Here is a 25,717-nt window from a genome sequence, read left to right on the forward strand (position 1 = left end):
ACACGATCAACGTCTGGGAGGACAATATGAAATTACTGACGACAGCGGCTGCCGTGGCCGTAGCAGCGACTATGGCAGCGACATTCGCGGCGGCCGAAACAACGAAACTGCGCATTCAAACCCATTTCTCTCCGGAACAGCTGTCCGGCAAGATGGCGGCCAAGTTCATCGAGGACATCACCGAGATGTCCAATGGCGAGATCGAAGTCGAGATGTTCTATTCTTCGTCCGTCGTCAAATCGGTGGAAACATTCGACGCGGCGGCGACGGGTATCCTGGATTGCGACATGACCGGGGGTGGCTACCAGACCGGGAAGAACCCTGCGTTCCAGTTCGCTGGCGACCTTCTGGGCGGTTATCAGAACCCCTATCAGCAAATGGCATGGCTGTTGCACGGCGGCGGCCGCGATGCTCTGAACGAGCTGTATAACGGCTATGACATGGAGTTCATCGGCTGGTGGATTCCGGGTCCTGAATCGCTGTCCTCGACCAAGCCAATCGCGACCGTCGGAGACTTCAAGGACTGGAAATTCCGGTCGCCCCCGGGCCTTGCCACGAAAGTCTTTGCCGAACTTGGGGCCTCGCCCATCGTGATGGATTTCAACGAAATCTTCACCGCGCTTGAAACCGGCATTATTGACGGTGCGGATGCTGCAAACCTGACCAACAATGTGGGTCTGGGTCTGTACGAGATCGCGGGTCACACCAATTTCCCCGGCTTCCACTCGATGCCCGCCGACCATCTGGCCTGCCGCAAGGATGTCTGGGAGTCCATGCCTGCGCATCACCGCAAGATCATCGAGGTCGCAATGGACAGCCTGGCGCTGCACAACGCAACCATCAACGAAGTCCAGAACGCACAGACCGCCAAGGACCTGCGCGCCAAGGGCATCCAGCTGTATGAATGGTCGCCGGAAGACTTGGCCGCATACCGTGATGCCGTACAGGTTGGCTGGACCGAGTTTGCCACCACTCCGGAAGCAAAGGCGCTGCTGGAAAGCCACATCGCGTTCCTGCAAGATCTGGGCGCGATGAAATAACCGGCGTTTCGCTGAGACAACCTGTCGGAAAGGCTGCCCCGGTGGCCTTTCCGAACGCATCTCAGGCCCCTTTGTTTTATGAAAATCACCAAAATCATCAGTCACGTCCTGCTGTACGACATGCCCGAGGTTTTGGGATATTCTCAGCAGTATTACGACAAGCGGACCGCGCATCTGGTCGAAGTGCAGACCGATGAAGGCGTCACCGGATGGGGCGAGTGTTTTGGCCCCGGCAACGTTGCCATTGCCAACAGATCCATCGTTGAGCAGGTCATTCAGCCCATGGTGCTGGGCGCGGACCCGCTGGACCGCGACGTGATCTGGCACAAGGTCTACAACCTTCTGCGAGATCATGGGCAAGGCGGAATGCCGATACAGGCCTTGTCCGGTGTCGATATCGCCCTGTGGGACATCGCGGGCAAGGTCGCGGGCCTGCCCCTGCACAAGCTGATTGGCGGGGCGCATCGGACCTCGGTGCCATGTTACGGCTATGGAATGATGCTGCGCGATGAGCCTGTGAATGATCTGGCGCGGCGGTTCACTGACGAAGCAGCCGCCATCAAACAGATGGGTTTTGTCGCGACCAAGATGAAGACCGGCTTTGGACCCGAACCAGACGTTAAGCTGTGTCAGGCGGTGCGGCGCGGTGTGGGCGATGACTATCGCTTTATGGTCGATGCCAACCACGCCTATACCACGTCGGATGCTTTCTATGTGGGTCATGCGCTGGACGAGCTTGGAGCGTATTGGTTCGAAGAACCCATCGCGCCCGAAGATACCGATGGATACCGCGAACTGCGCAAGGGATTGAAAACCAACATTGCGGGGGGCGAGGCCGTCTATAACCGCTGGGCCTGGCGCAACCTTCTGGAGCATCGGGGTTTGGATATTGCGCAGCCCGAGGTCTGTGCGCTGGGCGGAGTTTCGGAATATCTGCGCGTGCTGTCGCTGTGCCACGCGCATTTCACGCCGGTCATCAACCACGTCTGGGGCAGCGCCATTGCTGTTGCGACGAACCTGCAACTGCTTGCTGCGATGCCCGCCATTCCGGGCGGACTGCACCCGTGGGAGCCGATGCTGGAATTCGACACGACAGACAACAAGTTTCGCGACGATTTGCTGACCGATCCGCTGGATATCCAGGGCCAGGTCAAGGCCAATGCGGGCCGCGTCGCAATTCCAACGGGTCCGGGCCTCGGGGTGGAACCCGACCGGGACTTTATTGATCACTTCCGGATCGAAGACTAACGGCAAGGGGCAAGAGATGCAGAAATCAACAGGCGGATTGATTGAATGGCTTATACCTCTGGCCTTTGTCGGCACAGCCAGCTGGGTTGTCTGGCACCTGCCCGCGTTTCTTCTGGATTGGCTGCCCTACACATCCGATTCTCTGAAATCTCAGGTCGAGGAGATTTATCTGCGCAGTGACCTGACACCCAATGCAAACGGCATTTTCGGCGGACATCTGGATTATCTCGACATACTGGCGCTTATCCTGACTCCAATCCTGGCCATTGCCGGTGCCCGCACGGTGCGTCCGGCGGCAATGGAATATGGCGGCACCAGCGCCATTGACCGTATGGCCCTGTTCATTGGCCGCGTCACAATGATGATGATCGCAATCATGACGATCGTCATGCTTTACGAAGTGTTCATGCGTTACATTCTTGAGAAACCAACAGAATGGGCCAATGAAATGACCCTGTGGTTTGCCAGCTTCGTATTTTTGATGTCCGGCTATTATGCCATGCAACAACGCAGCCATATCCGCATATTTCTGCTCTACGACGTAGTGCCGCGTTGGCTGCAACGGGTGTTTGACACGATCTCGACCGTTCTGATCGTTCTGTTTGCCTTCTTTCTGGTCTACGGCAGCTACAAGCAGGTCTTCGTCAACAAGCTTTATAAATGGGAACTTTACGGCTCGGCCTTCAATCCCCCGATACCTGCGACGCTGCAACCGATGGTCTTGATCGTCATTACGCTGGTGGCGTTTCAGGCGGTCATGAACCTGATCTCGGACTGGAACAAGGAACCCGAGATACACACGGATGAACCGGATGAAGAAGAGATCGAAATGCTGAAAAAAGCGGTGGGACAAGACTGATGGATATTGGAACAATCTCACTGATCCTGATGGTCGCCCTGATCGTGCTGCTGGCGATTGGTATGCCGCTGGGCCTCGCTTCAGCTTCGCTGGCGGTGCTGGTGCTTGTTCTTAAGTTCGAGCCAAACTTGCTGGTCAATCCGCTCTCGTTCGGAGATGGCATTCTGACCGGACGCCCCGGCACCGGGCCGCTCTATATCCTTGCGCAGAAAATATACGGGCTCTTAACGGACTATGTGCTCATATCCGTGCCACTTTTCATCTTCATGGCCTCGCTGCTGGAGCGTTCTGGCATCGCCAAGGACATGTATTCGTCGCTGAACATCTGGTTGTCGCGTACACGGGGGGGCATTGCGATTGTCACGTCGATCATGGCGGTCATCATGGCCGCCATGTCCGGCATTATCGGGGGCGAGGTTGTGCTTTTGGGTCTGATCGCCCTGCCCCAGATGTTGCGGCTTGGGTATAACCAGAACCTCGCGATCGGCGTGATCTGCGCATCAGGTTCGCTAGGTACGATGATCCCGCCTTCCATTGTTCTGATTATCTACGGGCTGATCACCGAAACCTCGATCAAGTCATTGTTCACTGCATCCTTCATTCCCGGTTTCATGCTGGCGTCGATGATCATTCTTTACATCGTCATCCGCACCCGCCTGAACCCTGATGACGCGCCCCTGCCCGAACCTGATCCGAATGACCCCGAGCCAGCCGAGAAACGCAAGCTCTTTGCCGCGTTCCTCAGCATCGTCGTTGCGGGCTTTTCCACCACGCTATTCATCCGCGCCGCGTTTTTCGAACTGTCAGGTTCCAACGCGGCCAGCCAGGGAGAGCCCGCGCGATTTGGCACAGCGGACTACCTGCCCTGGTTTGCAGGCATCACCATCGTGGCGCTGCTTTTGATCTTTTTCGTGTTCGGCAAGGAACGTGCAAGAACCGGCTGGCACATGGGCAAAGGGCTTGTCGCGCCACTGGTTGTGATCGGTGTTGTTCTGGGCTCGATCTACGGAGGGATCACCGGCATCACCGAAGCAGCCGGGATGGGTGCATTTGCGGTTCTGATCATCGCCATCCTGCGCGGCGAAGGGTCGTTCGAGCTGGTCTGGGACAGCCTGATGCGTACACTCAAATCTACCGGAACGATCATCTGGGTGACCATCGGCGCAGCATCGCTGGCCGGGGCTTATACCATCGCGGGCGGGCCGCAATACGTGGCTGACCTGATCGTGGGTCAGGATCTCCCGACCATGCTGGTCATCCTTGTGATGATGCTGATCCTGCTGTTCATGGGCGCGTTCATGGACTGGGTCGGGATCGTTCTTCTGATCATTCCGGTCTTCCTGCCCATCGTTCTGCGCCTGCCGATCGAGGAAATCGGTCTGATCGGGCAGCTGCAGCCCAGCCATGTGGCCATCTGGTTCGGCGTTGTGTTCTGTATGAACATGCAGGTCAGCTTCCTGTCGCCGCCCTTCGGTCCGGCTGCGTTCTACCTTAAATCCGTCGCGCCTCCGCATATCAGCCTGACGGACATTTTCCGTGGCTTCCTGCCCTTTATCGGCATTCAGATTCTGGCCCTTTCGGTGCTGCTGATCTGGCCCAATATCATCGCGTTGTTGTTGTGAGGAAAGACCAATGCTGACGCCGACCCAAATCTCCAGCTTCAATTCAGATGGCTATCTGGTTGTGCCCGATGTCATTCCGCAGGACATTCTGGACAGGGTGGTCGCAGAATACACGACGCTTCTGGACGGGCTCTATGCCGAATGGGTGGCGCAAGGGCGCGTGCCCAAACCTGACGGTCTGGATTTCTGGGGCAAGTTGCTGGCCGCGTATGAGGCTGGGTGCGATTATTTTCAGCCAATGGACATTTCGCTGCCCGGGGATCGCATTCAGGCGGAGACGCCCTTTCACATCGGACCTGCCGTGTTCGACATGCTGACCGCCGCCCCGCTTCTGGATGTGGTCGAGCAATTGATCGGACCCGAGCTGACCAGCAACCCTATTCAGCATGTCCGCCTGAAACCACCGTCGCGGAAATTGGCCACGGATGAAATCCGCGCGCATATCACAGCAACAGACTGGCATCAGGATCGGGCGGTTGCGCTTGAAGATGCCGATCAGACCGAGATGGTCACCGTCTGGATCGCGGTGAATGATGCAACTGTCGAGAACGGCTGTTTGCAGGTTCAGGCCAAGACCCCGGATCAGGATATCCTGCCCCATTGCGCCAGAACGCAAACGGGCATCGCCGACGGGTTTGTCGACGAAGCCGCAGCTGTCCCCTTGCCGGTCAAGGCGGGCGGCATCGTGTTGTTCCACCCGCTGACCCCGCACGCATCATTAATCAACACCACCAACGATTTCCGGTGGTCCTTCGACATTCGCTACAGCGCGACCGGCCAGCCGACCGGGCGCGGTCATTTTCCGGATTTCGTGGCCCGCTCGCGCGCACGTCCCGAGACTGAGCTTAAAGACTGGAGGGTCTGCAGAACCCAATGGGAAGAGGCCCGCGCACGACTGTCTGCACAACCGCATATCGATATTCACCGATGGTCCTCGGACTCGCCGTTTTGTGCCTGATGCCGACCCCTGGACCTACATGGATGCCGACAAGTGACGGAGAGATAACGTGAAACGCATCCTTGTCGTCGGCGGCGGGCTGATCGGTATCCGCCATGTCGAGGCGGTTCAGGCGCATGACCGGTGCAAGCTGGTCGGGCTGGCCGATCCCGACATGTCCATCGCGGTGGATGTGCCACGGTTCAAAAGCATCGAAGATGTAGATCATGCAGTCGATGCGGTCATCATCGCTACCCCCACACATCTGCATGCCGCTCATGGAAAAAGCGCTGCGGCCCGAGGCTGGCATATGCTGATCGAAAAACCTGTTGCAGGCACTGTCCAGGACGCAATGATGCTGCAAAACGCGGTCGCCTCGGCAAAAGTCCATACATTGGTCGGGCATCACCGCCGGTATCATGCCTGTCTGCAACAGTTGAAAACCATAATTGCACAAGGGGCGATTGGTACCGTCATCACAGCTTCTCTGATCTGGGCGATGCGCAAGCCCGACGCGTATTTTCAGCAGAATTGGAGAACATCCGGCGGCAGCCCGGTGATGATAAATCTTGTCCATGACATTGACCTTCTGCGCTTTGTGATCGGCGAGATTTCCCGGGTTCAAGCCCTGCGCGGCACGTCCGTGCGCGGATCGGATCGCATCGAAAGCGGCGCAGTGGCGGTGGCGTTTGAAAACGGGGCGACCGGCACCATCAGCTTTGCAGACACCGCGCCCAGCCCATGGGGGTTTGAAGCCGGAACCGGCGAAAATCCCAATATTGGCACCACCCGACAGGACATGATGTGGATCTCCGGCACCAAAGGTGCGATTAGTTATCCCTCGATGACATTGTGGCGCGGGAAGGAATGGGGAACACCGGCCCGGCAAGTGCCCTTGGAAAAACATACGGATGCGCGCAAACCTCTTGTGGCACAGCTGGATCATTTTCTTGACGTGATTGACGGCGCGCGTCCGCTGATTGATGTTGCCGACGCTGCCCGCACCCTGGCCATTGCCACGCAGATCGAGGCACAACTGGCCGATCAACACACGAAGAAACCCAGCCTGAGCAGCGCCTGAAACGTGTTTGTACCGGGCCAAGGGACAAGGCGCCTTTGCGTCATTGAGACATGAAGATTGATTTGAAAGGACACCCCATGAGCAAACCAGCAATCGGATTCATCGGCCTCGGCCTGATGGGTGGCGCGATGGTCAACCGCCTGCAGGACTGTGGCTATTCCCTGACCGTGCTCGGCAACACCAACCGCACCCATCTGGATGTCGCCATAAAACGTGGCGCGACCGAGGCAGCCGATGCAAAGGAAGTGGCGCAATCCAGCGACGTTGTGATGTTGTGCATGGGCACCTCGGATCAGGTCGAGGAACGCATGCGCGGCGACACCGGAGTGATCGCCGGACTGCGCCCCGGCGCGGTGGTCATCGACTTCGGAACCTCATTGCCCGGCAGCACGCGAGCCCTCGCTGACGAAGTCGCTGCAGCAGGTGGTCAGTATCTGGACGCCCCGCTGGGGCGCACGCCGTCACATGCGCTGGACGGGCAGCTCAACATCATGACAGCGGGCGACAAGGCGGCCTTCGACACGGTGGAGCCGGTTTTGAAGGACCTCGGAGAAAACGTATTCTATCTGGGGGCTACGGGGTCTGGCCACACGATCAAGCTGATCAACAACTTCTTTGGCATGACCGTCGCAAATGCGATGGCCGAGGCCTTTGCGATGGCCGATATTGCAGGTGTCGAGCGTAAGCAGCTGTATGATGTCATGGCAGCGGGCCCCCTGCATTCGGGGATGATGGATTTTGTGACCGCCTATGGTGTTAACGATGATCCGAACCAGCTGGCCTTTGCGATCAAGAACGCGGCCAAGGATATCGGCTACTACGACCGAATGGCCCATGATGCCGGTGTGGACAGTGTCATGTCCAAAGGCACGCTGGCAGCGTTGAACGACGCGACAAACTCGGGCCAGGCCGACGACATGGTCAGTCAGATGGTTGATTATTACGTGAACCGGTTCAAAGCGTAACCGTGGCCGTCGCGGCCAAATCCACGGCAGACCTACCACGCCTCGGCATTGTCCTGATGCTGACGGCGTGGTTGTTGTTTTCCGTTGTGGATCTGGGCGCAAAATGGCTGGCCGTTGCGGGGCTGCCTGCGTTTCAGTTGGCCTTCATGCGTTACGCGGGCCATTTCGTGATCTCGATCGGCGTTATTGCCAAAGGCGGGTTGGACCTGCACCGCTTTAAGACAGACCATCCCTGGCAGGTGATCAGCCGCGCCTTGCTGTTGATCTCGGCCACGGTCCTGAATTTCTACGCGCTGCGGTTCCTGCCTTTGACAGTGGTTTCGGCCATCATGTTCTCAAGCCCGGTCATCGTGTGCTTTCTGTCGGTATTCGTCCTGAAAGAGCGCGTCGGCCCCTGGCGTCTGGCCGCAATCCTGCTTGGATTTGTCGGCGTTCTGGTTGTTGTGCGTCCGTTCGGGACCACGTTCCATCCCACCATGTTGCTGATCGTCTATAACGCCACGGCGCTGGCGCTTTATTCCCTGATGACGCGCAGGTTGTCCGGCATCGTCGCCGTGGACACGATGCAGTTTTACATGGGGCTGACCGGCACATGCGTGCTGCTGCCCTTTGCCGTCTGGTCCTGGGTGCAACCCAGCACAGTCTGGGGGATGATTGTTCTGATCAGCCTGGGCGTTTTGGGCTGGGCCGGTCACCAGCTGCTGACCAACGCGCATCGGTTCGGCACCGCGAACCAGTTGATGCCGTTCACCTATTCCTTCCTGATCTATGTCGCGATCTGGGGTTATCTGTTCTTTGGCACGGTCCCTGATGTCGGCACTCTGGCCGGGGCCGCGCTGATCATGGGGGCGGGCCTTATCATCTGGAAGCGCGAGCAGCGTTGAGCTCTGCCCTCTCTGTTCTTTGGTCAGGTGCGATCCGTGTCGCGCACCAAGGGTGCAACATCTTGCGCCTGTACAAGTGTCAAAAGCGCGCCGGTGGGATCATCCGACAGCGCCGCTGCCCTGATTTCATCCGCCTTGGGGTCATTCACCGTCTCGCCCTTTTGGGCCTTGTCGATGCAGTAGGCTATCCAAGCGCGCACCCCTTCAATCGCCGCACGCGACCCAGTCGCGCGCAGCGTATCGAGAAACCGATAGGGCAATTTCTGGCTGCCATCCATCGCGATCTGATCCAGCCGGTGTCTCAGGTCCGGGTTTTCAAACCTCGCAACCAACGCCTGCGCATAATGTGGAACCTGACCACGAACTTCCTCGGGCAGGCTTGCCCCCGCATCCGACATCAGTTGTTGCACCGAGGCGCGCAGCCCGGGGTCCGCAATCGCCTGATGTACATAACTGTGCCCACGCATCAGCCCACCATAGGCCAGCAACGAGTGCGCCCCGTTCAGCATGCGCAGTTTCCGAAGTTCATGGGGCGCCACATCCGTCACAAGCTGAACCCCGGGCCAATCCGGGCGCGGTCCCGCGAAACGGTCCTCGATCACCCACTCCGAAAACGCCTCGGTCGGAACGGCCATGGGGTCGCCGCTGATAGCGCGCACAGCATCGGTCGTGGCGGGCGTGATCCGGTCGACCATCGAGTTCGGAAACCGCACCATGTCCCAATCCACCGTCAATCCTGCCATGGCCGCAAACCTGGCCACTGCGGCCTGCAAGACAGCGCCGTTGTTGACGCGGTTATCGCAACTCAGCACCGTGACCGGGCGATCACGATCTGCAAGGCCGTGCGCAAGAAACCCGATCAGGGTCGAGGGGCCTTCCCCCGCCAGATCGGCCGCAATCGCGGGATCGGTCACATCCAATTCATCCGACGCATTCAGATAATACCCTTTTTCGGTCACCGTCGCCGAAATGATCTCGGCCTGCGACATGGCGTCCAGCACGGCGGCCGGGTCCTCGGGCGCGACCATAACATCGCGCAGAACAGTGATGCGTGAGACCCCCCGCCCCTGAACGCACAAATCATAGTCAAACCCTTGCCGGGACAGCCCATCGCGGATCGCGGCAGAGCGCAGGCTTACGCCGATCACCTCCCAGTCGCCCGCCTTCTGGGTGTAGTCCAGCAAATGCGCGCGCGCAAAATTGCCAAGCCCGAAATGCAGGATCAACGCCATCTATCTGCCCAGCCTGTAAACATCGCGAGCCAGATCGGTGGTAAGCGCCCGCGCCAACGTCTCGGCATCGGCACGACCGAAATAGCCATTCTCTACCTGCGCGGCCAGATGTTGTGCCACGCCGCGCCGCCACAGATCATGCCGCGCCGGGATCGACAAAAAGGCCCGCGTATCGTCGTTGAACCCTGCCAGATTGTAATACCCCGCCGTTTCCACCACCTGATCGAAATAGCGCGCGATACCTGCGGCACTGTCGTGAAACCACCATGGCGGCCCAATCCTAAGGCACGGCCAATGCCCCGCCATCGGGGCAAGCTCGCGCGCATAGGTGCCCTCGTCCAGTGTGAACAGAACGACCCGCAGATCAGGAATATTCCCGACCCGATTCAACAGCGCATCCAGACCATGAACCCAGTCCATCGCGATGGGAATATCCGCACCCTTGTCGCGCCCGAACTGACGCATCAACGCACTGTTGGTATTGCGTTTGCTGCCCGCGTGGATTTGCATCGTCAGGCCATCTTCGACCGACATCTGAGCCATCTCGATCAGCATATGACCATAAAAGCGCCGCGCGTCGTCTGCCGATCCGTCTCCGGTTCGCAGGCGCTGATACAGTTGGTCAGGGTCAGAGAGCCATTCAGTTTGCACAACCTCGACACCGTGATCCGTGGCCGTCGCGCCCATCTGAGCGAAAAAAGCCCGCCGCGCGCGTAACGCAGCGATATAGCCATCATAAGTCCCGACGTCGCAACCCGTAATCGCTTGCAAGTGCGTCAGATTCTGGCGGAACGCCGGGTCGCTTCCGTCCAACACACCATCAGGCCGAAAAGTCGGCACAACACGCCCCGCCCAGCCGCTCTGACTAATCTCGGCATGGTGCTTCAGATCGTCGAGCGCGGCGTCGGTGGTGGCCAGAACCTCGATATTGAATGCATCGAACAGGGCACGCGGGCGAAAGGCCTTTTGGGTCAGCCGTTCAGAGATCTGATCATAGATACGATCCGCTGTCTGCGCAGACAGCGCGGTCTGAACGCCCAGCGTATCGCGTAGCACAAAGTCGATCCAAATCCGCGTAGGAGTGCCCAGAAACAGGTGCCAATGGGCCGCAAAAATCCGAAACACCTCGCGCGGGTCAGCATCTTGTCCGCTCTCGCCCACTCCAAGATCGGCCAGTCCAACACCCTGCGCATAAAGCATCCGAAACACATAGTGATCGGGCACCACCAGCAGCTGTGCGGGGTTTGGAAAAGCCTCGTCGCGGGCAAACCACTGCGGATCGCAATGGCCATGTGGTGACACGATCGGCAGCGCCTTGATGCCTTGATACAGATCATCCGCCATTCCGTTTAACTGCAATGTCATTCGCACCTCCACCCCGTGTTCCGTACTTTTGTTAACATGTTTTTTGTCGCTTGCATCTTTTAGCCGACCACCCCCAGAATAGTTTTCAGGCAAGGGGGGCAAATGAACATCGCGTTGATAGGTTTAGGTATGGTTGCCGGCACACATGTGGCCGCAATAAAAGCCTCGGATCGGGATCTGAACCTGACCGGCGTGCTGGGGCGCGACCCCACGCGCACCGACGCCTTTGCAAAGCGTCACGACACACGCGTGTTTTCGTCGCCAAAAGAGATCGCAGATGATCCCGGGGTTGATTTCGTCATTGTCGCCACCCCACCCGACCAACGGCTTGGGCTGGTTCAGACGATGGCCGATGCAGGCAAACCGATCCTCATGGAAAAACCCATCGAACGCAATCTGGCGACCGCGACCCAGATAGTCGACCTTTGCGAACAGGCATCTGTGCCTTTGGGGATCGTTTTTCAGCACCGTGCGCGTGCGGCATCCATGCGGCTGAAATCTCTTCTGGATGCAGGCGGTCTTGGCAATATCGCAACCGTCGAAATCCGGGTGCCGTGGTGGCGGGATCAAAGTTATTACGACGCGCCCGGTCGTGGCACGTATGGGCGGGATGGTGGCGGGGTCATGATCTCTCAGGCCATTCATACGCTGGACCTAGCCATGTGGCTGCTGGGCCCGATCACTGGTGTTCAGGCCGTGATGCGGACCACAGCGCTGCATCAGCTTGAAGCCGAAGACTGGGCCGGCGCTTTGTTCGAGCTGCAAAATGGCGCCGTTGGGACGATGATGGCCACAACTGCCGAATTCCCGGGCGCGGCCGAGACTATAACGATCCAAGGAACCAAGGCGAAGGCGCATCTCGGATCGGGCGTTTTGACCCTGACGGACCTGACCGGCGAAACAACTGTTTTCGGCGAAATCGCCTCGACCGGCGGCGGGGCCGATCCAATGGCGTTCACCCATGAATGGCACCAAACCGTAATTGAAGATTTTGCGCAGGCCATCACACTCAACCGCCCTCCAATGGCCACTGGGCGAAGCGCGCTTCGCACGCATGCGGTGATTGATGCCATGGAACGCGCCAACCAGTCGGCTACCCGAGAAAGGGTATCGACATGAGCCTAACCTGCGTCGCCATCGGGCTGGATCACCGCCATATCTACGGCATGACCGAGAACATGCAGAAAGTCGGGGTTAAGTGTATCGGTTATTGGACGCAGGGCGCGCCACAAACCTTACCCGGCTTTATCAAACGCTTCCCCGATATCCCCCGGCTGAGTAGCCTCGATGCCGCGTTAAATACAGGCGCTGATCTGGCGCTGATCTCGGCCATTCCTGCGGATCGGGCCGATCTGGCGACACAGGCCATGCATCACGGTATGGATGTCATGAGCGACAAACCCGGATGCACGACACTGGATCAGCTGTCAGAAATTCGCGCTGCCGTCAAAGCAACCGGGCGCATCTGGTCGGTGAACTTTTCGGAACGGTTCGAAACTCCGGTCAGTACCCGCGCGTCCGAACTTGTCGCCTTGGGCGCGATTGGCAAGGTGGTGCAAACAATCGGCCTTGGCCCTCACCGCCTGAACCGCGCAACGCGCCCCGACTGGTTCTTTCAGCGCGACAGATATGGCGGCATCCTCGCCGATATCGCCTCGCACCAGATCGATCAGTTTCTGCACTATACCGGGTCGGCCTCGGCCGAGGTGACCAATGCTTATGTGGCCAATTATGCCAACCCGGGTGATCCCGGCCTGCAGGATTTTGGCGAACTCAACCTTCGCAGTGACGCCGGAACCGGCTATATCCGCGTTGACTGGTACACGCCCGACGCCCTGCCCAATTGGGGGGACGGACGGCTGACGCTGCTGGGCACCGAAGGGTATATCGAGCTGCGCAAATACGTGGATGTCGGCGGGGCCAGCGGAACCGACCATCTGATATTGGTGAACGGTGACAGATGCGAGAAGATCGACGCCTCGGGCGCGGGTCTGTCCTATTTCGCGCGTCTGGCGGAGGACATACAGAACCGCACCGAAACCGCGATGACGCAGGCGCATTGCTTTACCGTGATGGAACTGGCCCTCCGCGCGCAACAGATGGCAGAGACCAGATGATCAATGTCGCAATCCTGGGGGCTGGTATCGGTGCTCAGCATTTGAGCGCCTTGGTGAGCCTGCCCGACCACTTCAAGGTCGCCGCCGTAGTTGATCAGGACTTGTCACGTATCGAGAGCCTGCGGGATATGGCTGAATTTGCGGCGCTTTCTGACGTGGATTTGGCTTTGGCCGATCCGTCCATAGATGTCATCGACATTTGCCTGCCGCCACATCTGCATGTCCCCGTCACCCTGAAAGCACTGGCTGCGGGCAAACATGTTGTCTGTGAAAAGCCACTTGCCACTTCCTTGGCGGATGTGGACCGGATTGCTGCGGCAGCGCAAGCGGCAAATCGTCAGGTTTTTCCCGTGTTTCAATACCGTTGGGGCCCGTCGCTGAGCCAGTTGCGGCATCTGCAGGCAAAGGGTCTGACGGGCGCGGTGCAGGTCGCGTCGCTGGAAACGCACTGGTCGCGCGGGGCAGATTATTACGCAGTTCCATGGCGTGGCACCTGGGCCGGGGAACGCGGCGGGGCGGTTCTGGGCCATGCCATTCACAACCATGATTTGCTGACCCATATCGCAGGCAAGGTCGCGGCGCTGTCGGCCTTTGCCACAACCCGCGTCAACCCGATCGAGACCGAGGATTGCGCGGCAATCACATTCGAAATGACCTCGGGTGCCCTGTGTACCAGCAACATCACATTGGGGGCCGCGACCGATGAAACCCGCTTGCGGATCGTGTTTGAACACCTGACCGCCACCTCGGGAACTGAACCTTATGCACCGGGCGCAGCACACTGGACGTTCAAGGCGCGGCATCCGGACCAGCAGAGCACCATCGATACCGAGCTTGCAAACCTCGCCGACGAACCCGTTGGCTTTGCCGGTTTTTTCACCGAGATCGCCAAAGCGCTTAAGGAGCAAGGCAACTCGGCCGTGACGCTAGAGGATGGCGCGGCCTCGGTCGCGTTGGTGACTGCGATCTACCATGCTGCGCGAACGGGCGCGCGCGTCTCCCTGCCCCTCGCCCCGGATCACCCGCTTTATGAAGGATGGCAACCGTGAAACAATGCTGGCGCTGGTTTGGCCCGAACGACCCGATTGCCCTGTCAGACCTGCATCAGGTTGGCGTTCAGGGGATCGTAACTGCGCTGCATCACATCCCGCCCGGCGCACCATGGAACGAGGCCGACATACAGGCCCGGCAAGACCTGCTGGCCGCCAGCGGGTACGGCTGGGACGTGGTTGAAAGCTTGCCGGTATCCGAGGCTATCAAGACCCAATCCGCAGATATGGCGCAGCATTTGGACGCCTACAAGACCAGCCTGCGCGCGCTGGCGACCCGGGGCATTCAGACCGTGTGTTACAACTTCATGCCGATCCTGGACTGGACGCGCACCTCTCTGCGCGCGCGTCAGCCCCATGGCGGCAATGCAATGCTGTTCGATCTGACTGATTTTGCTGTGTTCGACCTGCATATTCTGAACCGTCCAAACGCGCCGGATGACTATCCTGACCCGGTTCTGGACGACGCAAAGATGCGCTTTTCCGCATTGACCGACGCCCAGAAAACCCAGCTTCAACACAACATCACCGCCGGTCTGCCCGGTGCCAACGATCAGTGGAGCATCGATGACGTCCGCGCCCTGCTTCAAACATATGACGGCATTGACGCGGATCGCCTGCGCGCCAACCTTGTCGATTTTCTGGCCGAGGTTGCGCCGCTGGCACAAGAACTGGGAATAAGGCTGTGTTGTCATCCGGACGACCCGCCCTTTTCTCTGCTTGGCCTTCCGCGCGTGATGTCCAGCGCAAAAGATTATGGTGCGGTCTTGCAGGCGGTGGATCTGTCCGCAAACGGGGCGACGCTGTGTACAGGATCGCTGGGCGTGGCGATCGATTTTGACGGTGCCGAGTTCGTAAAACAACACGGCCCGCGCATTCATTTCGCCCATCTACGCAACACCAAACGCCTTGCCAGCCCAGACCCGCAAAGACCCAGTTTCTTTGAGGCCGCGCATCTGGAGGGTGACACCGACATGGTCGGAACGGTGCGCGCCCTGATGGAGGAACAACGCCGCCGCAAGGTTGAAGGCCGCGCCGATTGGCAAATTCCGATGCGCCCCGACCACGGGCAGGAATTGCTGAGCGACCTGAACGGGCACAGCACGCCCGGCTACCCGTTGATCGGGCGGATGCGCGGCCTGGCCGAGTTACGCGGTATCATGGCAGCTTGCACCTGATCCCCGCAGATTGCAGCGCCCAGAAAGCTATGCTTGCGTCACGGCGCCATGCGCCGTTTACTGGCTTTACCTAAACGGGCAGCGGGGTGTCTTCCGGACTCGCCCGACGTTGACAACCGACGTGTGAAATCCCCGCGAAAACCGATGCAGTCGCATCATTTTTCGAAACGTCGGCCCGGTTAAATCCAGGTCGAAAAAAACGGGAGGTTTTTTATGAAAACCGCAGGTGTAATCGGTCTTGGTGATATGGGCAGCGGTCTGGCCAAAAACCTGATCAAGAACGGCTTTGAAACGTCAGGCTTCGACCTCAGCGCCGAGCGTATGAGCGCATTTACGGATATGGGCGGCTTGGGCAAAGCCACTGCCGGAGAAGTCGGAGCCCATGCGAGCAGTGTTTTTGTCATGGTCATGAATGGCGATCAGGCACGCGAGGTCATATTGGGCGAAAACGGGCTTGTCGCCAACATGAAGCCCGGCAGCACAGTTATTTTGTCGGCCACGATCACACCGTCCGAAGCCCGCGCCATTGCGGCCGACATGGACGGGTCTGGCATTGACCTGATCGACACGCCTGTTTCGGGCGGGTTTCCTGGCGCGCAAGGTGGCACCCTCACCATGATGGCCGCTGCCCCGCCGGATGTATTGGATAAGAATGCCGAAGTAATGCAGGCCGTTTCGGCCACAATTCACCGCGTTGGAACGCAGGTCGGGGACGGCCAGACCGTCAAAGCCTGTCTGCAATCCCTGATCGGTGCCATGTTCTCGGCCACGTTCGAAGCCGCAGCACTGGCCGCCAAGGCCGGGGTTAGCGGAGAGGTCCTGCTAAATGTCTTCTCAACCTCCAGCGCAGGCTGCGGGATCGTGAACAACGCGCTTGAAAAGATCATCGACCGGCAGTTTGTCGGCACCGGCAGCCATATCGCGACCATGCATAAGGACCTGACGATCTCGTTGGCGGTCGCCGGCGAACTGGGGGTTCCGATGCACACCGCCGCCTCAGCCATGCAGGTGTTTCACGCCGGGAAAACCAAATACCCCGATGGCGACAACTGGATATGCACCCGCGTGATCGAAGAGATCGTCGGCGCCGAACTGCATCGCTAAGCCAAGGGAACACCACATGAAACTGGGAGTAATTTGCGACGGCATCAGCCGCGACCTGCGCCACGCCGTCGATGTCATGGATGAATTCGACCTGGAATATGCCGAGTTGCAATTCGTCGGAGATACCGAGGTTGGTGACCACTCAAATTCTGAAATCGCCGAGATCGATGCGTTGCTGCGGGCCCGGGGCAAACCCGTCTCGTGCCTGTCACGCCATGTCTTCGCCGGTATGACCGCCGCAAACCGTCCGGGCGATGACCTGCACACCAAACATATGGATGCGCTGAAACGGGTGATCGACATGGCCCACGTCGTGGGCTCGCCCCTGGTGCGTATCATGACCCAAAGGAAAGAGCAGATTCTGTGGGGCAAAAACGGCGCCGAAAAATGGAATGTGGCCCACGGTGTCTGGGATACGATGGCCCCGATGATTGCCCCTGCGGTCGAATTGGCCAAAGCCGAAGGCGTCGTGCTGGTCGTTGAGACGGGGAACGGGACACTGGTGAATTCGAACTACACCGCCCGCAAACTGATTGACGAACTGGACGCAAAGGACACGTTGAAGGTTTTGTGGGACCCCGGCAACAACTGCTGGTGCCACGAGCTTGCCTATCCCGATGGTTACAAAGAACTGCACGGTGGCTATCTGGGGCATATCCACATCAAGGATGTTCAGGTCGACACGCCAAGAGCGACTCTCGAGGTGCGGCGCTTGGGCGAAGGCCAATTGGGTGATCTGTTCCAACCCATCGCGGGCGCCTTGCGGAGGGATGCCTATGACGGGGTCATCTCCTTCGAAAGCGTCTATCATCCCGGAAACGGCAACTTTGAAGACGGCTTCCGCCTGTGTGTTAACAGGTTCAAAGAGGTTTTCGGCTGATTGGCGGAACATCCATGGCCTAACGCCACGCGTGGTGAACCCATGCCGTGACCGCCGAACAGGCGACATGAGGCCGGTACCGAAATGTCAGGATAGGGTGGCGGAGAGACAGGGATTCGAACCCTGGAGACGGTTTCCCGCCTACACACTTTCCAGGCGTGCGCCTTCGACCACTCGGCCACCTCTCCGTGCGCGCGATGTTTGGACTATCGCCTGGGGATTTGCAAGGGGCGATTGTGGCGAAAATCGCCCCTTGCATCTGGAACAGTGATCAGGGTCAGACCTCGTCTCCGTCCCCATCGGACAAATCGCCCTCGGTCATTTCTGTCGGCGACGATGGTCGCGTTCTTTTTGCGACAGGTTCGGGTTTTGGCTCCTCCGCCCTCTCGGAAGCGCGTAAGACCTCGGGGTTGCGCAACCAGACATCGCGCTGCGCGAACGGAATTTCGATGCCTTCTTCAACAAAGCGGCGATTGATCTCGTGGTTCATATCCGATTTCACCGAAAGCACCCAGTTCACATCCCGCAGGATGGCGCGGATTTCGAAATCAAGCGAATCCGCCCCAAACCCCTGGAACACAACGCTGGGTGCCGGGTTGGCAAGAACCATCGGATGGGCATTCGCAATCTCACCCAAAATCTGTTCGACCCGCATGGTATCGGTGCCATAGGCGACGCCCACCGGCACAATGACCCGCCCGATTGTGTTCCCGCGCGTGTAGTTCGTGACGACACCACTGATCAGATCAGAGTTCGGAACGATCACATCCGTGCGGTCGAACGTTTCGATCCGGGTCGAGCGCACCGAGATGTCGCGAACATATCCCATCATCCCGTTCACATCGATCCAGTCACCCTTGGAAATCGGACGCTCAACCAACAGGATGATGCCTGAGACGAAGTTCGACACAATGGTCTGCAACCCAAAACCAATGCCGACCGACAGCGCACCGGCGACAATGGCCAATGATGAAAGATCGAATCCCGCCACGACAATGGCCGAAAGAGACGCAAGGAAAATACCGACATAGCCGGTCCCCGCGACAATGGCGTTCTGCCCGCCGGGATCAATCTTGGTTTTCGGCAAAAGCGAACTGCGCAATCCGCTTTGCAGCAGCCGCGTCAGGCCATAACCGATGGCAAAGATCACCAGGAAGGTGAAGAAATTACTGGGCGAGATGGTCACGCCACCGATGTCAAATCCCAGCAGCAGCCGCGACCAGGCCTCCATCAGCACTGTTTCCCGTGCCCCCCAATACAGCGCCAGAACCGGAAGGGCCAAAATCGCCATCACAAAGCCGATAAGAACGGCAAACAACGAATCCTTCGCCGCATCGCCTTGCCCGCTGATCCAGCCATAAACCGCAGTCAGGAAGCGTTGCACGATGATCAATGCCGCAATCAGAACCAATGATCTGACCGCCGGATAAACTATGGCTTCGGCGGCGTTGGTATAGCCCGCCACAGCCAGCACAGGGCTAGCCATGCCAAGCAGGAACAGCGCACGGCGCAGAAACTCAATCAGTTGCCCCAATCCCGCGCCACGCGTCTTGGCCGAGGGATCATCGGGATCGACCGGGACTTCGCTGGTGCGCACCTGACGCACACGCAACAACACCAGCGCCGTCGCGACTGTGACCGGGAACCCGACCACAGCACGGGTTGCATCCGACACGTTTTCGATCTGATCGAACAGGTTCACCAACTCGTGCAGGATCAGCAAACAGGCCAACAGATCCAGATAGACCCGCAATTCGGCGACACGTTTCGCCGCCAGACGTTTGAACCCCTGTGCCGCTTGCAAAACATAAACTTGCCGACCGATCCAATCGTAATAAAGGATGATAGCCGCCCAATAGGGTACGTTCTGGATCACCAATGTACCGCGCAGGCCCAGCACACCGACCATGACCGTGGCTTGTACGAGCAGCCAGACCCCAAACCAAGGCAGCAGAATACGTAACAGTGAGGTCAGGAAGGTCCAAACCCCACTGCCCTGCCCCCCAAGTTGACGCAGGTAATTGCCAGCCAGTTCAGACCAGTGCCGCCCGTAGAACAGCAATATTCCCGCCACCAGTACCAGCAGGAAGATACCCAACCCCTGATCCCGGAGCTTTTCATGCACGACGTCAGTTTGCAGATTTCTGCGCGCTTCATGAAACAGGCTGCGCGCGGCTTCCGTCGCATCCACCCACGCCGGTGCCCAGTAGACCGGGTTTATCGGGGACGGGCCTCGTTCCAGCAGCTCTCTCGCCTGCCGGTTTCTGAGCAACTGATCGATCTCGGCAATCAGACCATTGGCCCGGCTAAACGCTTCTTCCGAGATGATCCTAGGCACCTGAAGCGCGTTCAGCTGCTCTCCGAGAAGCGTCCGCAGATTGGCAATGTCTTCGGGTTCGTTGGCGTCACCTTCGGGCTTGGGCCCAAGCGCATCAATCTGCGCATCCAACGTCTGAATACGTTCGGTGTTTGCGCCCCTCGCCCGATTGAAATCCTCTCGGTAAGAGTTTATTTCGGCGCGCAAATTTTCCAACGCAGCGTTTGAGGCTCTGTTCGCCTCGATCACCGCTTCGGCACGGTCCGCCGTTTTGACCCAGCCCTGATAGTACTCGCTTTGTCGATCAGTCAGCTGGGCGGCTGCAGGTCCCCCCAGACAAACAAACGCAATCAGGGCAAGGGCCAGAAACCAGCGGACCTGCCGCAGCATCACACGTCCTCGAACACGCCGGGAATGCTGCGGGGTGCTTCGGTCATCCAGTCGGGGACCGGCAATTCCTTTTCGCGCAGGAATTCGGGGTTGAACAATTTGGACTGATAGCGCGTGCCATAATCACAAAGGATGGTCACAATCGTATGGCCCGGCCCCAAATCCTTGGCCAGACGCACGGCACCGGCCATGTTGATCGCGGTCGACCCGCCCATGACGAGACCTTCCTCGCGCAGCAAATCGAAGATATAAGGCAACGCTTCATTGTCCGTCATCTGATAGGCATAATCCGGCGTGAACCCTTCAAGGTTTTTGGTAATACGCACCTGCCCGATACCTTCGGCAATCGAGCTGCCCTCCATCGCGATTTCACCGGTGGTGTAGTAGGAATAAAGCCCGGCCCCCATCGGATCGACCAAACCGATCTTGACGCCTTTGGGCTGTAGCGCGTCGGCAACACCGGCCAGCGTCCCGCCCGAGCCCACGGCACAGACAAATCCATCAACCTTGCCGCCGGTCTGCTCCCATATCTCGGGGCCTGTGGTTTCCACATGCGACTGACGGTTGGCGACGTTGTCGAACTGGTTGGCCCAGATCGCACCGTTGGGTTCGCTTTGCGCCAACTCTTCTGCCAGTCGGCGCGAGTAATGCACGAAGTTGTTGGGATTTCGGTATGGTGCGGCAGGAACCTGCACCAATTGTGCGCCGGCCAAGCGCAACATGTCCTTTTTCTCTTCCGACTGAGTTTCCGGAATTACGATCACGGTCTTGAAGCCCATCGACGCCCCAACCAACGCCAGACCGATCCCCGTGTTACCAGCCGTGCCTTCGACAATGGTGCCGCCCGGTTTAAGCTCGCCCCGCGCAATGGCGTCGCGGATGATATAAAGCGCAGCGCGATCCTTGACCGATTGGCCCGGGTTCATGAACTCGGCCTTGCCGAGAATCTCGCACCCGGTTTCTTCACTGACGCGGCGCAGGCGGATCAGAGGTGTTTTTCCGACTGCGTCGGCAAGGTCTGTTGCAATGCGCATGGCGCCCTCTTGTCATTTGGTATCGCGACAGATTTACCGTTGCGCCGCATCAACCACAAGCCGGGATCACCCGGCGCGCAAACGTTTCCTGTTACGCGCTAGCCAGTTCGCCAGCATCAGCATGGGCAAATCCTTGAAAACATGCGTGTCCGCCATGTCCATGAATTCCTGAAACGGTAATATTCTGCTGCGAATATCCTCGCCCTCAGACTCAAGCCCACCGTTTTCCACCGTGTGAGTCAAATCTCCTATGCCTATGTAAAGATACACAAACTCAGTCGAAGACCCGCTGGATGTATAGGCGCCCCCGGCATGTTCCAGCGCGTTCAAAGCAATGTGCGCCTCTTCCTGCGCTTCACGATACGCAGCCTGTTCCGGCGTTTCCAAAGGATCGATCAGACCGGCCACAGGTTCCCACACCCACGGCGCGGGATCGCCGATCATGTACAGAGGAGCGCGGAATTGTTCGATCAGCAGAACCGTGTCGCGCACCGGATCATACGGCAATACAATCACCGCATCGCCCATGACCAGGCTGGCACGGCTAAGAACGGGGCTCATTTCACCGCTGTTCTGTCTGTGCTGAAGCTGGACGCTTTCCATCGAAAAGAAGTCGACATAGCCGTGATGGCGGCTGTGCAGCACGACATCGCGCGCTGTTTGCCGAACCTCATCGGGTTTGCGCGTCCGCGCCATAAGTCGCGCCCAGGCACGTCCCCGGATCGCCGGGAAGCTGCGCTCAATCCGGGCGGCATCGGTTCGTCCGAAATAGGCCATCACCTCTTCGGCGGCCAACAGAGTCAGCGGCCCCCAGGTCTCTTGCCAGTCGGACAAAGACCAGAGTGACCCGGGCATCCATACCCCCGGAGTGGGAAAAAACACCTGCGCTGAATGAACCGAGCCATCGCTCACGATGACAGTCTGATCTCGCAGATCATAATCAAAGCCCCCCTCATAGAAGGACAGCCTTTCAAGATCAGTCGCCGTCAGATCACGCACCAGAACGCCGGAGGCCCAAGCTCCGGCTTCTTCAACGATCATCGGAAATGACTGATCTTTTACCTCATAGACCGCATGATCGGCCAAACTGGCCTCAAGCACGGGTAAATCACCCGACGCCCGTCCCAGAACAAGCTCCAGCAATGGCACGTGGCGCAGGGTGCCGTAGAAAAACAGATCGGACAAGGTTCAGAGCCTCTTGATCGGCGCTGTCGCCCTATCTCCAGCGACGCGCGGCAACTTCGGTGAACAGGCCAGTGATCAGTGCTCCGATCGCAAGGGTCCACAAAATCTCAGAAATCATGAGTTGTCGGCTGAAATCCAGACCGATCTCAAAGATTGCAAGCAAGGCCTCGAACGGCCCGCCGAATTTGTGACCCATCGCCTGATCGAACATCTCATACGTGCCTTGGACAAACAGCCCCCAGAACACTAAGGCCGCAACACCAGTCAGTCCGTTGTTGATTGCGGCCGTCCAGCCTCGTCCAGCGCGTTTGCCCATGATGGCCCAACCGCACGCGACACCCAACGCCATGTTCACATAGGTGAAGTAGCCATAGTTTTTGCCCTCTTCCCCGTTTGCGATGACCATCGTCGACACAAGAAACGCCACCACCAACAAGCACAAAGCGGCGACAAGTCGTGAAGCAGTAGGCATTTAATCTTTCCGTCTGTTACCCTGGTTTTGCTATTGTGATCTGTGTCACATCGCAATTGCCGGTGTCAAAGGCCGCGCCGCAAGCGGTCAAATAATAATTCCACATGCGGCGAAAACGCTCATCAAAGCCAAGGTCGGAAATCTGGTCCCACTTAGAGTTGAATGTCTCATACCACCGGCGCAGGGTAAGATCATAGCTGGGCCCAAATTCCTTGGATCGCACGACGCTCAGTCCGGCATCGGCAATCTGTTCCTTAAGGACCGAAGGTGCGGGCAGCATACCACCGGGAAAGATGTATTTCTGAATGAAATCAACGCCGTTCTTGTAAATCTCCCAGCGATGATCGGCCACTGTGATGATCTGAAGGGTTGCGTTGGCTCCGGGTTTCAAGCGATCGCGAACAGTCTCGAAATACACCGGCCAGTATTTCTGCCCGACGGCCTCAAACATCTCGATCGAAGCGATGCCGTCATATTGACCCCGCTCATCCCGATAGTCCTGCAATTTGAACTGCACCTTGTCCGAAAGACCAGCCTTTTCAATACGTTCCTGCGCGTACTTCAACTGTTCCTGGCTGATCGTCAGACCCGTGACCCGTAAGTCACGCTCTTTGGCGGCATATTCGGCAAACCCGCCCCAGCCACAACCGATTTCGAGTATGTGGTCACCCGGTTTTGCACCCATTTCATCAACGAGGCTGGCGTATTTCGCAGTCTGGGCCTTTTCGAGGCTCTCCTGTCCGGTCTCGAAAATAGCGCTGGAATAGGTCATGGTGTCATCCAGCCAGAGCCCATAAAATTCATTCCCCAGATCATAATGGTACGAGATGTTCTTTTTGGCCTGCGTACGATTGTTGCGGTGCAACCAGAACCGCAGGCGCTCGTAAGCTCGTACAAGAAACTGGCCTGTGAAATCATCGTAAACGGTTTCAGTTCCCAAATGGACCAGATCCATAAAGGCGCGCAGGTCCGGGGTGCTCCAATCCCCTTCCAGATACCCGTCTGAAAACCCCAACTCGCCTTCTCGGACCAGTCGGGCAAACACATCTTCGGAATGAATGTCCACATGCGCGATGGGCCCGGGCTTGGACGCTTCGGCGCGAAACACCCGGCCGTCCGGCAATGCAATGTCAAGACGGCCCGAATCCATCTTGCGCAGCATCTTGAAGACCTGTGTAAAGTATCGAGGCAGGTTTTTCTGCCCATCTGTTCTTGTCAGATACATCCGCTCTCCCCTCTGCGGTCGCAGCTCAAAGCTAGGGCGGGATTCCGTTTATGGCAAGTTTTCAATTCGTTACTGGCTTTTTTCTGGAGTCGTACAAAGCCAACGCGCGCCGCCGCCCTTCGGCCAGATCCACGACAGGTCCCGGGTAGGTATCGCTTGGGCCAAGGCCCCAACGACGTGGAATTGCGTCAAAATAGGCCAGCGCCGTTGCCGAAGGTTTGTCTTGTCCTTCGGCGATCCAGCGCCGGATATACTGCGATTCAGGGTCGAACTTCAGGGCCTGCGTCGCGGGGTTGAAGATGCGGAAATACGGTGCTGCGTCCGGACCCGAGCCCGCAACCCATTGCCATCCCATCGCGTTGGCGGCGGGGTCCCAGTCGATCAGGCAGTCCTCGAACCACTGCAGACCGATTTTCCAGTGTGTTTGCAGATGTTTCGTCAGGTAACTTGCGACAATCATTCTGGCACGGTTGTGCATCCGACCGGTGACGTACATCTGCCGCAACCCAGCATCAACCGCCGGTACACCGGTTCGTGCCCGGCACCAGGCATTGACATCGGGTGAATCGGGATCCGTGCGCCAGGGGAAATCATTCCATTCCGATTTCCAGTTCGCCGACAGCAGATGCGGCCAGTGATACATCAGGTGATAGGCGAACTCGCGCCAGACCAGTTGCCGCAAATATGGTTCGGTGCCCGGCATACCCAAATTCGCCGCATGCTGCACCCTGTGCCAAACCGTTCGCGGACCGATTTCGCCCAATGACAGGTATTCCGAAAGGTTCGAGGTGCCGTCCACATCCAGTCGATCGCGCCGTTCTCCATAATGGCTGATGTGATCCAGAAACGCGTCCAACCGGTCATGCGCCGCATCCTCACCCGGCAGAACATGGGCTCGCACGATCTCCGCGCCCCGATGCATCCGCTTTCCTAGATGCCAGACATCCAGCGCATCGGAACGTGGCCAGCGATGCGGAGGCCGCAGCCGAACCGGGGCGGGTGCCGGGGGCGCCACATCCAGCAACCGGACGGCACGCCACATCGGCGTAAAAACCTTGTACGGCTGCCCCGATTTTGTGGCGATTTCCCATGGTTCAAACAACAGGTGACCGGCGAACGAGCGGGCCTCGACGCCCTGCCCGATCAGGTCCGCCTTGATTGCCCGGTCACGCCGGATGGCGTCGGGATCATACACCCGCGTCCAATAAACGGAAGTTGCACCGGTCTCGGCCAGCACATCTGCCAGAACGGCACTTGCCGAGCCTCGGCGCAGGATCAAACGGCTGTCAATCTGCTTCAGCTTGTCGGCAAAAGCATCCAACCCCAGACCCAGACGCCATTTCGGCGCAGCCCCCAGTCTTTCCGCCTGTTCGTCCAGAATGAACAGCGGAATGACCGGACGCCCGGTCTGAACCGCCGCGTCCAGGGCCACATGATCGCTTAGACGCAGATCACGCCTGAACCAGAGTAGGATCGCTTTATCGTTGCCGTGCATGAAAGCCTGCCGCTTTTCTTCAGTATACGCAGCAGCTA

The 25,717-nt window shown here is 58.4% G+C and carries 22 protein-coding genes and 1 tRNA gene; 14 read left to right on the forward strand and 9 right to left on the reverse strand.

Translation table 11 applies throughout. The annotated features are described in order from the left end of the window. Positions 1-26 precede the first annotated feature (26 nt). From ACR0K4_RS05315 to ACR0K4_RS05350, 8 genes are all read left to right on the forward strand, one after another. On the forward strand, positions 27-1,040 hold the full coding sequence (locus tag ACR0K4_RS05315; RefSeq protein ID WP_480853144.1) for a TRAP transporter substrate-binding protein: 1,014 nt from the start codon (positions 27-29) through the stop codon (positions 1,038-1,040). A 78-nt stretch (positions 1,041-1,118) separates the two neighbouring features. Beyond that, entirely contained in the window at positions 1,119-2,288 is a 1,170-nt protein-coding gene (locus tag ACR0K4_RS05320; RefSeq protein ID WP_480853145.1) for a mandelate racemase/muconate lactonizing enzyme family protein, read from the forward strand. 16 nt (positions 2,289-2,304) lie between these two features. After that, complete coding sequence (locus ACR0K4_RS05325) at positions 2,305-3,147, forward strand: TRAP transporter small permease subunit (RefSeq protein WP_480853146.1); 843 nt, start codon at positions 2,305-2,307, stop codon at positions 3,145-3,147. Then, positions 3,147-4,769, forward strand: coding sequence for a TRAP transporter large permease (locus ACR0K4_RS05330; protein WP_480853147.1), 1,623 nt, complete (start codon positions 3,147-3,149; stop codon positions 4,767-4,769). Before ACR0K4_RS05325 ends, ACR0K4_RS05330 begins: the two co-directional genes overlap by 1 nt. Before the next feature lie 10 nt (positions 4,770-4,779). Next, positions 4,780-5,727: a phytanoyl-CoA dioxygenase family protein gene (locus tag ACR0K4_RS05335; RefSeq protein WP_480516476.1), complete on the forward strand. Its 948-nt coding sequence runs from the start codon at positions 4,780-4,782 to the stop codon at positions 5,725-5,727. A 49-nt stretch (positions 5,728-5,776) separates the two neighbouring features. After that, positions 5,777-6,787, forward strand: a complete 1,011-nt coding sequence (locus ACR0K4_RS05340) for a Gfo/Idh/MocA family protein (RefSeq protein ID WP_480516474.1) — start codon at positions 5,777-5,779, stop codon at positions 6,785-6,787. 50 nt (positions 6,788-6,837) lie between these two features. After that, positions 6,838-7,752, forward strand: coding sequence for an NAD(P)-dependent oxidoreductase (locus ACR0K4_RS05345; RefSeq protein WP_480853148.1), 915 nt, complete (start codon positions 6,838-6,840; stop codon positions 7,750-7,752). 2 nt (positions 7,753-7,754) lie between these two features. After that, entirely contained in the window at positions 7,755-8,636 is an 882-nt protein-coding gene (locus ACR0K4_RS05350) for a DMT family transporter (protein WP_480853149.1), read from the forward strand. 23 nt (positions 8,637-8,659) lie between these two features. Here ACR0K4_RS05350 and ACR0K4_RS05355 read toward each other — a convergent pair whose 3' ends face one another. Together ACR0K4_RS05355 and uxaC are read right to left on the reverse strand one after the other, a co-directional pair. Continuing rightward, positions 8,660-9,868: a mannitol dehydrogenase family protein gene (locus ACR0K4_RS05355; protein ID WP_480853150.1), complete on the reverse strand. Its 1,209-nt coding sequence runs from the start codon at positions 9,866-9,868 to the stop codon at positions 8,660-8,662. Further along, positions 9,869-11,233 (reverse strand): glucuronate isomerase, encoded by a 1,365-nt coding sequence (gene uxaC, locus ACR0K4_RS05360; RefSeq protein ID WP_480853151.1) that lies wholly within the window; start codon positions 11,231-11,233, stop codon positions 9,869-9,871. It lies immediately after the preceding gene. Between the two features lie 102 nt (positions 11,234-11,335). Here uxaC and ACR0K4_RS05365 point away from each other — a divergent pair, with 102 nt between their 5' ends. From ACR0K4_RS05365 to ACR0K4_RS05390, 6 genes are all read left to right on the forward strand, one after another. Next, positions 11,336-12,352, forward strand: a complete 1,017-nt coding sequence (locus tag ACR0K4_RS05365; protein WP_480853152.1) for a Gfo/Idh/MocA family protein — start codon at positions 11,336-11,338, stop codon at positions 12,350-12,352. Continuing rightward, the gene (locus ACR0K4_RS05370) at positions 12,349-13,350 is read left to right on the forward strand and encodes a Gfo/Idh/MocA family protein (RefSeq protein ID WP_480853153.1); all 1,002 of its coding nucleotides are present in this window, start codon (positions 12,349-12,351) and stop codon (positions 13,348-13,350) included. The genes ACR0K4_RS05365 and ACR0K4_RS05370 overlap by 4 nt, the downstream gene beginning before the upstream one ends. Continuing rightward, a complete protein-coding gene (locus tag ACR0K4_RS05375) occupies positions 13,347-14,399 on the forward strand; it encodes a Gfo/Idh/MocA family protein (protein ID WP_480853154.1) in 1,053 nt (350 codons plus the stop codon). Before ACR0K4_RS05370 ends, ACR0K4_RS05375 begins: the two co-directional genes overlap by 4 nt. Next, positions 14,396-15,577, forward strand: a complete 1,182-nt coding sequence (gene uxuA, locus ACR0K4_RS05380) for a mannonate dehydratase (RefSeq protein ID WP_480853155.1) — start codon at positions 14,396-14,398, stop codon at positions 15,575-15,577. The genes ACR0K4_RS05375 and uxuA overlap by 4 nt, the downstream gene beginning before the upstream one ends. A 213-nt stretch (positions 15,578-15,790) precedes the next feature. Beyond that, positions 15,791-16,681 (forward strand): NAD(P)-dependent oxidoreductase, encoded by an 891-nt coding sequence (locus tag ACR0K4_RS05385; protein WP_480853156.1) that lies wholly within the window; start codon positions 15,791-15,793, stop codon positions 16,679-16,681. A gap of 16 nt (positions 16,682-16,697) precedes the next feature. Further along, positions 16,698-17,561, forward strand: a complete 864-nt coding sequence (locus ACR0K4_RS05390) for a sugar phosphate isomerase/epimerase family protein (RefSeq protein WP_480853157.1) — start codon at positions 16,698-16,700, stop codon at positions 17,559-17,561. 98 nt (positions 17,562-17,659) lie between these two features. Here the strand turns inward: ACR0K4_RS05390 and ACR0K4_RS05395 are convergent. The 7 genes from ACR0K4_RS05395 to ACR0K4_RS05425 all read right to left on the reverse strand — a co-directional run bounded on the left by ACR0K4_RS05395 (position 17,660) and on the right by ACR0K4_RS05425 (position 25,679). After that, positions 17,660-17,749, reverse strand: a tRNA-Ser gene (locus ACR0K4_RS05395). An 89-nt stretch (positions 17,750-17,838) separates the two neighbouring features. Then, positions 17,839-20,268: a DUF3772 domain-containing protein gene (locus ACR0K4_RS05400; protein WP_480853158.1), complete on the reverse strand. Its 2,430-nt coding sequence runs from the start codon at positions 20,266-20,268 to the stop codon at positions 17,839-17,841. Beyond that, entirely contained in the window at positions 20,268-21,302 is a 1,035-nt protein-coding gene (locus ACR0K4_RS05405) for a cysteine synthase A (RefSeq protein ID WP_480516450.1), read from the reverse strand. The genes ACR0K4_RS05400 and ACR0K4_RS05405 overlap by 1 nt, the downstream gene beginning before the upstream one ends. Positions 21,303-21,368: 66 nt before the next feature. Then, positions 21,369-22,487, reverse strand: coding sequence for an NUDIX domain-containing protein (locus ACR0K4_RS05410; RefSeq protein WP_480853159.1), 1,119 nt, complete (start codon positions 22,485-22,487; stop codon positions 21,369-21,371). 31 nt (positions 22,488-22,518) lie between these two features. Then, positions 22,519-22,959 carry a TrgA family protein gene (locus tag ACR0K4_RS05415; RefSeq protein ID WP_480516446.1) on the reverse strand — a complete coding sequence of 147 codons (441 nt, stop codon included), beginning with the start codon at positions 22,957-22,959 and terminating at the stop codon, positions 22,519-22,521. A 16-nt stretch (positions 22,960-22,975) separates the two neighbouring features. Then, positions 22,976-24,184, reverse strand: a complete 1,209-nt coding sequence (locus ACR0K4_RS05420; protein ID WP_480853160.1) for a class I SAM-dependent methyltransferase — start codon at positions 24,182-24,184, stop codon at positions 22,976-22,978. Between the two features lie 61 nt (positions 24,185-24,245). Beyond that, the gene (locus ACR0K4_RS05425; protein WP_480853161.1) at positions 24,246-25,679 is read right to left on the reverse strand and encodes a cryptochrome/photolyase family protein; all 1,434 of its coding nucleotides are present in this window, start codon (positions 25,677-25,679) and stop codon (positions 24,246-24,248) included. Between the last annotated feature and the right edge of the window lie 38 nt (positions 25,680-25,717).

The sequence above is a fragment of the Ruegeria sp. K11 genome, assembly GCF_056531905.1.